General features: G+C 48.7%; 7 protein-coding genes and 1 pseudogene. 3 read left to right on the top strand and 5 right to left on the bottom strand.

What is annotated here, in order from left to right:
• The 5 genes and pseudogenes from DXZ20_RS37825 to DXZ20_RS26030 form a co-directional block, all read right to left on the bottom strand.
• Positions 1 to 188, bottom strand: a pseudogene (locus tag DXZ20_RS37825) (cytochrome c oxidase subunit I); the annotation flags it as partial.
• Positions 181 to 1,098 carry a cytochrome c oxidase subunit II gene (locus DXZ20_RS26045; protein WP_163702010.1) on the bottom strand — a complete coding sequence of 306 codons (918 nt, stop codon included), beginning with the start codon at positions 1,096 to 1,098 and terminating at the stop codon, positions 181 to 183. The gene DXZ20_RS26045 and the pseudogene DXZ20_RS37825, both read right to left, overlap by 8 nt.
• 17 nt (positions 1,099 to 1,115) lie before the next feature.
• Positions 1,116 to 1,745 carry a DUF2231 domain-containing protein gene (locus DXZ20_RS26040; protein ID WP_163702008.1) on the bottom strand — a complete coding sequence of 210 codons (630 nt, stop codon included), beginning with the start codon at positions 1,743 to 1,745 and terminating at the stop codon, positions 1,116 to 1,118.
• Positions 1,742 to 2,245: a DUF2231 domain-containing protein gene (locus tag DXZ20_RS26035; protein ID WP_006514458.1), complete on the bottom strand. Its 504-nt coding sequence runs from the start codon at positions 2,243 to 2,245 to the stop codon at positions 1,742 to 1,744. The genes DXZ20_RS26040 and DXZ20_RS26035 overlap by 4 nt, the downstream gene beginning before the upstream one ends.
• A 419-nt stretch (positions 2,246 to 2,664) precedes the next feature.
• Positions 2,665 to 5,457 (bottom strand): bifunctional acetate--CoA ligase family protein/GNAT family N-acetyltransferase, encoded by a 2,793-nt coding sequence (locus DXZ20_RS26030; RefSeq protein WP_163702006.1) that lies wholly within the window; start codon positions 5,455 to 5,457, stop codon positions 2,665 to 2,667.
• An 869-nt stretch (positions 5,458 to 6,326) separates the two neighbouring features.
• On the opposite strand from DXZ20_RS26030, the gene pflB reads away from it, so the two are divergent.
• From pflB to adhE, 3 genes are all read left to right on the top strand, one after another.
• Positions 6,327 to 8,630 carry a formate C-acetyltransferase gene (pflB, locus tag DXZ20_RS26025; protein WP_284681694.1) on the top strand — a complete coding sequence of 768 codons (2,304 nt, stop codon included), beginning with the start codon at positions 6,327 to 6,329 and terminating at the stop codon, positions 8,628 to 8,630.
• Positions 8,631 to 8,809: 179 nt separating this feature from the next.
• Entirely contained in the window at positions 8,810 to 9,577 is a 768-nt protein-coding gene (gene pflA / locus DXZ20_RS26020) for a pyruvate formate-lyase-activating protein (RefSeq protein ID WP_163702004.1), read from the top strand.
• Between the two features lie 14 nt (positions 9,578 to 9,591).
• Positions 9,592 to 12,267 carry a bifunctional acetaldehyde-CoA/alcohol dehydrogenase gene (gene adhE / locus DXZ20_RS26015; protein WP_163702002.1) on the top strand — a complete coding sequence of 892 codons (2,676 nt, stop codon included), beginning with the start codon at positions 9,592 to 9,594 and terminating at the stop codon, positions 12,265 to 12,267.
• Positions 12,268 to 12,331: the final 64 nt, after the last annotated feature.

The raw sequence follows: 12,331 nt of genomic DNA, 5'->3' as shown, positions 1-12,331 counted from the left end.
ATCAGCTCTCCCCGCATGATCATGGCCAACAAGCCACCAAATAAAAAGAAGACAAACGCAGTGACAATATATTGAATCCCGATGACTTTGTGATCGGTACTAAAACTAAAAAATCTGCGCCAGTTATCCGGGGCTCCCGGTTGGGGTTGGAGATTGGGGGGCGTCACCTCCAAAGATGCATTACTCATGGAAATCGTCCTCTGAACTGGCGTAATTTACAATCGGAGCAGGGGCTGGCTTAACCGTCTTCCACCCTAAACCAATGGGGTTTTGGGTGGTGGTGCGGTTGAACTCTTCATAGGCCACATTCTGGGCTGGCGTGGGGGGCAGAGAGGCCACTGCTGTCAGCCATTGTTCGTAGTCTTCAGCAGACTCCACAACGACGTTGGTTTGATTGGCTGCAAAATAAGTGCCACTATATTCTGAATCTCGCAACCGATAGCGCCCTTCTCGAATGGGGGTAAATTCAAATCCGATCTCCTGGCCTGGGACCACATCCTGTTTGACTCGAAAAGCGGGGACAAAAAAGCCATGGAGAACATCCTCTGAGGACAGCAGTAGCTTAGCCCGCTGATTCACAGGTAAATGCAGCTCGGTACTGCGAATATTGTGTGCTGGATAGTGAAATTCCCAGGCCCATTGCCGCGCATAGACATTAATGGGAGACTGTTCAGCCTCGGGGGATGCAATAGGTGCAGCCTCTGCCATCGACATCCCCATGGCCTTATGCTCCATGGGGCCAAGAATACTCATACGGTCATAGGTTTGATAGCTAAATGTACCAATCCAGATCACCAACAGGATCGGAATCGCCGTCCAAACCACCTCTAGGGGAATGTTGCCTTCAATGGGGGGGCCGTCACTGGCATCATATTTAGCCGCTCGCTGAAACAAAATTGCGTATAGCAGTGCCCCCACTACACCTAAAAAGATGAAGCTACCAATGGTGGTCATAAAGCTAAACAGATTGTCCACTAGTACGGACTCCGCCGAGGCTTGGGGCGGCATCCAGTGATAGGCTTGTTGACCCACCCAAAGGCTAATAAAGAGATCGGCAATGGCTAATCCCATTAAAATTAAAATCGTGCGTCGATTCATCGGTGTCAGGGTTCCTACTATTTGATGGAGAGATTCAGTTGGGTATTGGGATCAAGTCCGGCTCGAATCACCCGATCTGCACTGATGTGAAGACCAAAATCGGCTCCAAGATGTGCTCCTAAGGTGCCATGAACAAACATCAGTACAAAGATGCCAAGACCAGCAATTAAATAGCTCCACTGCACCTGACGTGCTCGATCCTGTCGCCACACATACCGCTGAAATCCACGCCAGACAGTCATGGCAACAATCAGACCTAACAAAAGTACGCCGCCAACACCGTGCCACACCATGGTATCCATTGCGCCCAATCCCCAAGGACTGACCATGTCCTGGGGAGGATCAGCTAACAGAATTTCGTAAAACCCAGCCGCTACCGTAAAAAAGGTAATGATCGCCGCTGCCAGCATGTTGTACCAGCCAACGTCGTAAAGGTTTGAGCTGGTGGCTGGAATGGCGAGAAATTTAAAGATTGCCTTTTCAAGGGGAAATAGGGCAGCCACAATATCAAATGCGATCGCAGCAATAAACAACCCCAACGTCAGATGTACCAGATTAGGATGGATTGGCAAACTATAGGGTAAACCATTGACTCCCATAGCGAACACTGGCGTTACAAGCTCACCGTTGAACAGTTCAAGGGTCATTGCAACAGACCTCCCCGTGCCGCCTCAACCACAGCTTCAGTATGGAGCCCATAGATCCACACCAATTTGTCCCCCAGATAGGTTTGAAATAAGACAATTCCTGTCAGGACAACATTCATCCCCATGTAGGCCATCGGTAATGTATCTGGGGTACGTAGTCGAATGATATAGCGCCAACCCGTAATGGCTGCCAAAATACCAGAAAGGGACCAACCCAGCAGGGTGTGCAGATTTAGATCTCCAGTAGCCACTGTGTAGGGCGTAGCCAAACCAGCTTCAATTTGGCCAAAAATAACGGCAATAAAAATAGAAATCGTCGCAAACATCATATTCCACCAGCTGACCTCATACAGGCGAGTATTTTTGGTGAAATACCCAATCACATCACAAAGAACAGCGAATAACACCATGGCGATAACAAAATGCACCACGATGGGGTGAATAGTATCGGGATAGGGCAGATTGTGATTATTGAGAGGGGGTAATAGATTTTGGAACACTGGTTGCCTCTATGTGAAGAAACGAAGTCAGCTCTTTCTGTATAGAGAATACTCTCTACTTCAAATTAGAATTGTCTATTGAGGAATATCCTCTTATCCATTAGGGCGCACAATTCGTCAATTGAGGCTGAACTTTCAACTCATTTTTATATCTTGGTCAATTGCTACCAAAAGACCCATGGTTTTATGAAAAACGGCTTAGGCACGGAACAACAAATATGAGATTTCTCTCATAAACAACAGTTCTTCTGGAAGGATACGGGCCTGGTTGATCCTTAAAAAAATCTAAATAAATTCACCTGGATCGGGTGTCAATTCCAGGCGGGACGTTGTTCTAACGAGAGTTATGAGAAGTCAAGAATCAAAAGTCAGGAGGGGATCAGGCCCTCTCTGACGCTTAACTCCTGACTCCTGCACATCTAAAGATCTAGATAGGCTCGCAATTCACCTTGATCTCGCTGAAGGGTAAATCCCAGCTTTTTACAAAGATGCTGCATTGCCTGGTTCTCTGGCAAGATATCGGCTGAAATACGAGTGAGTTCTTCAGCTTGACCGATATTGATTAGCGATCGCAAGAGCTCTGTCCCCAATCCTCGTCCTTGATATTGGTCATTGATCAACATGCCAAATTCTGCTTCATTGAGACCATGAAGTCGGCTGAGGCGAGCTACTCCCAAGATGGTTCTTTGCTGCGTAGCTGGAGCATGATATTCAGCCACTAGCGCCATTTCCCGGTCATAGTCAATAAAACAGATACGGGTCAGACGTTCATGGGCAACCCGGGCCTTTAGGTTGATCAAATGAAAATATCGAAAGTAAATACTCTCTTCTGACAGGGTTTTATGGAAATCGACAATTAATGGCTCATCTTCAGGCGAAATGGGTCGAATTGTCACTCCCATGCCATCAGGTAGTGCCCAAGGCTTAATGTATTGTTTGGGATATGGGCGAATTGCAGGCTTGGGCAACTGATCTTCTGGTATATCGGACTCATGGAGCACCACGCGTGCATCCAAAGCCAGTAGCTGCTCTGCAGATGCCAACAGCGGATTGATTTCAATCTCTTTAATTTCAGGATAGGCCACCACCAGCTGGCTAAATCTCACCAACAGCTGTTCAAGGGCAGCAAGATCAATACTTGGCTGACCACGTACCCCCTTAAGCGCTTTATAGATCTGAGTTTTTTCCATTAGACGCCGAGCCAGGGTGGTATTGAGCGGTGGCAAACCGAGGGCGCGATCGCAATAGACTTCCACCAGCTGTCCACCACTGCCAAATAGCAAAACGGGGCCTAGCTGTTCATCAACGCTACTGCCCAAAATCAGTTCATAGCCATTGCGCAGCACCATGGGCTGTACCGTCACACCCAAACAATCTCCCGGTTGGCCAATGGCCATAATCGACCGATAGGCTGCCCGTACTGCCATTGCGTCTGGCAAATTAAGCTGTACACCGCCCACATCGGTTTTGTGAGTGATGGTATGGGAGTGCAGCTTCAGCACCACTGGATAGCCAATGTGTTCAGCCAGGGTTACCGCCTCATCTACTGAGGTAGCCAGTTTAGTGGTAACAGTGGGAATTCCGTAGGCATTCAGTAACGCTTTAGACTCCCACTCACTTAACAGCAAACGGTGCTCTGCCCTCGCACGGGTCAATAACTCACCGATGGGGGTGGTATCAAAAGTTGGCGTTGTTGTGAGGCTAGGCGTTTCATAGAGAGCATGGAGATTATCACTGTAGCGGGCCATTAACGTAAAGACCTGGGCCGCAGCATCAGGATACGGCAAGGTAAAGATACTACTCTGATTGAGTCGAGCTTCACCTGTAGCCACCACATCTGTGCCCATCCAGCTAGCCAACAAGGGTCTATCTTTCCAATGACCTACCCTTGACTGTAGCTGGGCCGCTGTTTCAGCGGGCTGGGTCATGGCCTGGGGCGTTAGAATAACCAAAAGACCATCACTGTTGCGGTCTTGTGCCAACACATCGAGGGCCGCACCATACCTTTCTGGGGTAGCATCCCCTAAAATATCGATGGGATTCTGACGGCTCCAATGGTCGGGCAACAATGTATCGAGGGTCTCTACGGTTTCAGCACTCAGGGAAGCTAGTTCTCCTCCACTGCGAATCAGGGCATCTGTAGCCAACACCCCCGGTCCTCCAGCATTGGTGAGAATTGTTAGCCGTTTACCCCGAGGACGGGGTTGTTTGCCTAAGACTTCTGCTAAATTAAACAGCTCGTCAATGGTGTTAACCCGCAACACCCCACAGCGCCGAAATGCCGCGTCCAACACCTCATCGCTACCGGCCATAGCGCCTGTATGGGAAGCAGCGGCCTGGGCTGCCAACTGGGTACGCCCTGACTTGATCACAATAATCGGTTTACTCAGGGCCACTTCTCGAGCTGCCGAGAGAAACGATCGGGCATTACCTATGGTTTCCATATAGATAACAATGCTGTGGGTAGCCGGATCGTCACCCAGATAGTAGATTAAATCTCCCCAGTCGATATCCAACATTGATCCGATGGAAACAAAGGCACTAAAGCCAACATTTTCCCGGAGACTCCAATCCAAGATTGAGGTACACAGAGCGCCACTTTGACTAATAAAACCAACGCTGCCTGGATTGGCCATGGTGCCCGCAAACGTGGCATTGAGACCGCTGATGGGACACATTAGACCTAAACAATTAGGTCCTAGCACTCTGAGTTGGTGACGTCGAGCTGTAGCTAAAACAGCCGCTTCTAAAGCAGCACCTGCTTCACCCACTTCTCTAAAACCTGCAGAAAGAATAATTACGCCTGCAACACCTGCGATCCCACATTGTTCAATAACCGCAGGTACACCTTGAGCAGGGATGGCTATAATGGCTAGATCGACTTGCTCAGGTACATGACCAATGGTGGGATAGGCCTTAATGCCAAGGACATTGGTCCGGGTTGGGTGAACGGGAAAAACAGTGCCTCCAAAAGAACTACTAATGAGGTTCCAGAGCACGGTGCGCCCTACACTACCGGGACGTTCAGTAGCACCGATAACGGCGACAGTTTGCGGCGCAAAAAAAGGTGAGAGTGGCTGATAATCGTAGCGGAGAATATCGTGGGCAGGATCTGGACAAAGAAGCTGATCTAACTGAAGAGAATTTTGATCTGTTTTATGGGGTATCGTTTCTGTTTCACCCATATAACCACTGACATTGAAGCTAGTCATAAATCGATAATGCCCCAAATACATCTAAAGGTTTAGCTGATTTCACGAGCGAGGCATGCTAGTAGCCTATTTCTAGTAGTAATCCCGAATGGTCTTCTTGGACTATCAATAGCTCAAAGTTTTCAAAGTTCTCAACTCTGAAAACTTTATGAAGATAATGTCCCGTGACATTTGAACTTATAAAGTGTATCTTTTTTTTCTATGGATTATATTAAGCAGATATATAAATATTCTTGTTCTTGTTAAAGGTGTTTCTCAACACAAAATTCTTTCGAAATTGGTAACCCCGACAACATTATTCTCCGGCAAGAAGTTTGGAAACAGGCAGGTTGTTTATTAAGAATGTTTCAATACATCATGATGTTTTTTAGAAACGTAACATAACCGTATCAGAAATACCTTTAGCCTCTATTTTTTTTGCTATGATGAACGAGTAAGCAAGATTACTCATTAAGTGTCGTCTGGGGGCTTTTTCAGATTTTACAGGTTGTAGATAGCTAATTTCTTTTCAGTTGTTTTAGACAGTCTTAGGTATGTAGGCATACGTAGTACGTAAGTAGCATTGAGGATTTATAACTAATCATTAGAATCTAGCTATCAGAATCAATCAATCAACCATTGGGAATTCTTGCGTGGTCAAAGGTGGAGATTGTCTATCGTACGTAAATTACTGAAATTCTGATTTTTTAACTTTGTGAATTTAGTTTTTTCCTTAGCGTAAGGATAACAAAGCGTTATGGAGGAATAAGGCCATGATATGGCCAGGGTTGTCATTTCTGATTATTGTTCACAAAATCAAGCATTTCATCATTCCATAACTAACATCAGTTATGGTTCAAAACAGTACTGTTGCGAGGAGATCGTAAATCATGAGTGTAGCAAGCACAGTCAACCCTAAAAAACAGGCGACATCGGGTGTTGAAGCTATTCCTTCTTCGACTGAACCTAAACAGCCATGGCGTCAGTTTTCCATGGGGCCATGGGGCGATGAGATTAATGTTCGAGATTTTATCCAGAAGAACTATTCTCCCTATGGTGGGGGTGGAGAGTTTCTAGCTGGAATTAGCGATCGCACCCGGCAGCTGTGGGAGAAAGTTACCGTGCTAATGCAGCTGGAGCGTGAGCGCGGTATTTTAGAGGCCGATAACCAATTACCCACCGGAATTACGGCCCATGCACCGGGATATATTGATCAATCCCTGGAACAGATTGTTGGGCTACAAACCGATAAACCCCTGAAGCGGGCCATTATGCCCCTGGGTGGCATTCGGGTGGTGAAAAAGTCTTTAGAAGCCTATGGATATCAGCTTGATCCCCAAACCCACGAGATCTTTACCAAGTATCGCAAGACCCATAATGACGGTGTGTTTGATGCCTACACCACAGAGATGAAAAGGGCCCGGCATTCAGGCATCATCACGGGATTGCCCGATGCCTATGGACGGGGGAGAATCATTGGAGACTATCGGCGGGTTGCCTTGTATGGTTGCGATCGCATTATTCTCGATAAGCACCAGCAGCTTCAATCCTTAGAGGTAGATACCCTGGATGAATCGATTATTACGCAACGGGAAGAGATCTCTGAGCAGATTCGTGCCCTACAAGAATTGCGCCGAATGGCTGCATCCTATGGCTTTGACATTAGCCAGCCAGCTGTCAATGCCAAAGAAGCCGTACAGTGGACTTACTTTGGCTATCTGGGGGCGATTAAAGAACAAAACGGTGCGGCCATGTCCCTGGGGCGGATCTCAACGTTCTTAGACATTTATATTCAACGGGATCTGGCCAATGGCGAGTTAACAGAGCCCGAGGCCCAGGAACTGATCGATCAGTTTGTAATGAAACTGCGAATGGTGCGATTCTTGCGCACGCCGGAGTATAACCAGCTGTTCTCCGGAGATCCGGTGTGGGTAACTGAATCCATTGGTGGCATTGGGTTAGACGGTCGTCCTTTGGTAACAAAGACCAGTTTCCGGTGTCTGCAAACCCTGTATAACCTGGGACCCGCTCCAGAGCCAAACCTGACCGTGCTGTGGTCAGAACGGCTGCCTCTGGAATTTAAGCAGTTCTGTGCCAAAGTCTCGAAAGATACCAGCTCCATCCAGTATGAAAACGACGACCTGATGCGGGCCGACTATGGAGATGACTACGGCATCGCCTGCTGTGTATCAGCCATGCCCATTGGCAAACAGATGCAATTCTTTGGTGCCCGGGTGAATTTAGCCAAAGCCCTCCTATATGCCATCAACGGCGGTAAAGACGAGAAGTCTGGAGAACAGATTACGCCTGCCTATGCCCCTGTGACCGGCGATATTCTGGACTATGACGAGGTCAACGCCAAGTTTGATGTGCTGATGGCCTGGCTGGCAAAACTCTATGTGAACACCCTCAATGTGATTCACTATATGCACGACAAGTACTGCTATGAAAGGCTGGAGATGGCCCTGCACGACAGAAATGTCTATCGCACCATGGCTTGTGGCATTGCTGGCCTATCCGTCGTAGCAGATTCGCTCTCCGCCATCAAATATGGTCAGGTGAAAGTGATTCGTAATGAGGCTGGCTTAGCCGTTGACTATGATGTCCAGGCTAATTATCCTGCCTTTGGCAACAATGATGAGCGGGCAGACGATATTGCCTCCGAGCTGGTGCAGCGCTTTATGGATCACATTCGTCAGCACAAGACGTATCGCAACGCTGTTCCCACCCAGTCTATTTTGACCATTACGTCCAACGTGGTCTACGGGAAAAAGACTGGCAGTACCCCCGACGGTCGTAAAGCTGGTGAACCCTTTGCCCCTGGTGCTAACCCCATGCACGGTCGCGACACCAAAGGTGCGATCGCAGCTTGCGAATCAGTGGCTCAGCTACCTTACCAGCATGCTCAGGACGGTATTTCCTACACCTTCTCCATTGTGCCTGCTGCCCTGGGTAAAACCGAGACTGATCAGATTAACAATCTAGTCGGTTTACTGGATGGCTATTTCCACAACACAGGACAGCATATTAATGTCAATGTGCTCAACCGTGAAACGTTGTTGGATGCCATGGATCATCCTGAAAAATATCCTCAGCTAACCATTCGGGTCTCTGGCTATGCGGTGAACTTTATCAAACTCACCCGTGATCAACAGATGGATGTTGTTAATCGGACATTCCATAGTCGGTTCTAATGAGTCGGATGTCTCTCCTTCTCTCTAATGGAGAAGGATTTTAATCCCCCCTTCTCCTTAATGGGAGAAGGGGGGATTAAGGGCTCGAAACCTGGGACTACTCTCCGACTTGCTGGATACACGGTAGCCTTCGCTCGGAGAGGAGGGCTGACAACTCTTTAAAGCCGATATTGCCTGCTATGTTAATTCCTCAACCAGCTACAGTTACATCCACATCCACATCCACAGGTCGGATTCACTCTGTTGAAACCTGTGGTACCGTCGACGGGCCGGGGATCCGGTTTGTTGTCTTTACCCAAGGGTGCCCGCTACGGTGTCTGTATTGCCATAACCCCGACTGTCGAACGGTAGAAGGGGGCCGTGAAGTGACTGTCGATGAGCTGGTGACAGAAATTCTGCGCTACCGTACCTACCTGGAACTATCCGGAGGAGGGGTTACGGTCACGGGTGGAGAACCATTGCTACAGCCTGAATTTGTGGCTGAACTGTTACGTCGCTGTCAGGCTGAAGGATTACATACAGCTTTGGATACGTCAGGCTTTTCTGACTTAACAGCGGCTCAACAGGTTTTACCCCATACCAATCTCGTACTGCTTGACATTAAATCCTTTGATCCCGATCTATATCGTCGCGTCACCCACGTTTCTCAAGAACCGACCCTGCGTCTGGCTCGCTATCTCAATGATATTCATAAACTCACCTGGGTGCGGTTTGTTTTAGTGCCAGGATTGACCGATCCACCTGAAAATGTTGAGGGACTTGCTATATTTGTTGCAACCCTTACAAATGTTGAGTGGGTAGAGGTTTTACCATTTCATCAAATGGGGGCCTACAAGTGGGAAGCCCTGGGTTATGACTATCAATTAAAAGACACTCTGCCCCCCAGTCAGGAAAACATTGAACGCGTTAAAGCACAGTTTCAACGCCACGGTTTAAACATTCGCTAGAGGACTGCTCTATTATGACTTCACCATCTTCTCCTGCTAATGTTCGGGTAGATACGCTACAGAGCCTCGAAGAATTGGCACTGCGGGTGAAAAACGCTCAAGAGATTTATGCCAATTTTAATCAGGCTCAGGTTGATTTTATTTTCAAGCAAGCTGCGATCGCAGCCAACAATGCCCGTCTCCCCCTAGCTAAACAAGCGGTGGCAGAAACAAGCATGGGTGTGATTGAAGACAAGGTGATCAAAAATCACTTTGCTTCGGAATATATCTTCAACAAATATAAGCATGCCAAAACCTGTGGCGTCATTTACTCCGATGTTCACTACGGCATTCAAAAAGTGGCCGAGCCCATCGGGGTGATTGCTGGCATTGTGCCCACCACGAACCCCACATCCACAGCCATCTTTAAAGCGTTGCTCAGTCTCAAAACTCGCAACGCTATTATTTTCTCTCCCCACCCCCGCGCTAAAGCCTGCACAATTGCTGCGGCTAAAATTATTCGCAATGCTGCGGTGCAGGCTGGGGCACCCGCAGACTTAATTAGCTGGATTGATGAACCTACCCTGGAACTCTCCCAGGCATTGATGCAGCACCCTGACATTAAGCTAATTTTAGCCACGGGCGGACCCGGCATGGTCAAAGCCGCCTATTCCTCCGGTCATCCTTCACTGGGGGTGGGGGCTGGTAATACCCCCGCTTTAATTGACGAGACCGCCGATATTCAGATGGCGGTCAGCTCTATTTTATTGAGTAAGACGTTTGACAACGGCATGATCTGTGCGTCGGAACAATCCGCCGTGGTGGTCGACGACCTCTATGAAGATGTTAAACAGGAATTTATCAAACGGGGGGCCTATTTCCTCAACCCTGAAGAACAGGCAAGGGTGGGTCAGCTGTTACTGAAAAATGGACGACTCAATGCTGAGATTGTGGGTCAGTCCATTACTCAACTCGCTCAGCTGGCAAACCTGACCGTCCCCGAAGGCACTAAGCTGCTAATTGGTGAAGTTAGCACCATTGGCACTGAGGAACCCTTCTCCTATGAAAAACTCTCACTGATTTTGGCGCTCTATCGGGCCTCAGATTTTGCCGACGGTTTAGACCAGGCAAAACGATTGGTGAATTTTGCGGGACGGGGCCATACCTCAGTGCTGTATACCCACCCAGATAATCGCGATCGCATCACCCAGTTTGAAGATGAACTTGCCACAGCTCGTGTGTTGATCAACACCCCATCCTCCCAGGGGGCCATTGGTGATTTGTACAACTTCAAACTTGATCCCTCACTGACTTTAGGCTGCGGCACCTGGGGTGGCAACTCTGTTTCCGAGAATGTTGGGGTACAGCATCTCCTCAACATCAAAACAGTGACCGAACGGCGAGAAAATATGCTATGGTTTCGGGTTCCTCCCAAGGTTTACTTTAAGGCGGGCTGCATTCCCGTAGCCCTTGGGGATCTCGCCCATAAGAAACGAGCCTTTATCATCACCGACAAGCCCTTATTTGACATGGGGTTCACCAAAGAGATTACGGACACCCTCGACAGTCTCAAAATTGAGCATCACACCTTCTTTGATGTTGAACCCGATCCCTCCCTCTCCACAGTGCAGCGGGGTCTGGCGATCATTAACAACTTCCAACCCGATGTGATTATTGCCCTGGGCGGTGGTTCACCCATGGATGCCGCCAAGGTGATGTGGCTGATGTATGAGCATCCCGAAGTGAAGTTTGAAGGTCTGGCAATGCGGTTTATGGACATTCGCAAACGGGTCTATGAGCTGCCGCCCCTAGGTGAAAAAGCTGTTCTTGTGGCCATTCCCACCACATCGGGCACCGGTTCTGAAGTCACCCCCTTTGCCGTGGTCACCGACGATCGCGTTGGGATTAAATATCCCCTGGCAGACTATGCCTTGACGCCCACCATGGCCATCATTGACCCGGAACTGGTGCGCCATATGCCCAAAAAACTCACCGCCTACGGTGGCATTGATGCCCTCACCCATGCCTTAGAAGCCTATGTTTCTGTGTTGGCCACTGAGTTTACCGACGGTTTAGCTCTAGAAGCGATCGCACTGTTGATCAAGTATCTCCCCCGTGCCTATCACAATGGCCCCAACGATCCAGAAGCCCGCGAAAAAGTTCACTATGCGGCCACCATTGCTGGTATGGCTTTTGCCAATGCATTTCTGGGCATTTGTCATTCTTTGGCCCATAAGCTAGGGTCCACCTTCCACGTTCCCCACGGTCTCGCCAATGCGTTAATGATTTCCCACGTGATCCGCTACAACGCTACGGATGCCCCATTTAAACAGGCGATTTTTCCACAGTATGAGTATCCCCAGGCAAAGGCGAGATATGCTGCGATCGCAGATGTACTGAAGCTGGGTGGTGACAGTGATGACGACAAAGTTAATCGCCTCATCGCAGCGATCGAATCGCTCAAACAACAAGTAGATATACCTGGGAGTCTGCGAGCAGTGCTGAGCGATGATGAACATACGTTCTTCGAGCATCTTGATCTGATGGCAGAACAAGCGTTTGATGACCAGTGTACGGGAGCCAATCCTCGATATCCCCTCATTCAAGACCTCAAAGCGTTGTACATAGCCGCTTATCGGGACGATCTCCCACTGTCGTTATCAGAAGACAGCTCCCTATCATCACCCCCCATGCAGGAGGTAGCCCATTAGATCCTTGGCTGGTGGCACGTAACGGTGCCACCAGCCATCATTAGTTAGCTGCGAGTGGTGTTAG

It is taken from the genome of Adonisia turfae CCMR0081 (assembly GCF_011009555.1).
In the GTDB taxonomy this organism is placed as follows: domain Bacteria; phylum Cyanobacteriota; class Cyanobacteriia; order Phormidesmidales; family Phormidesmidaceae; genus Leptothoe; species Leptothoe turfae.
Note: the sequence above shows the minus strand (reverse complement) of the source record. Positions and strands in the feature narration are given on the sequence as shown.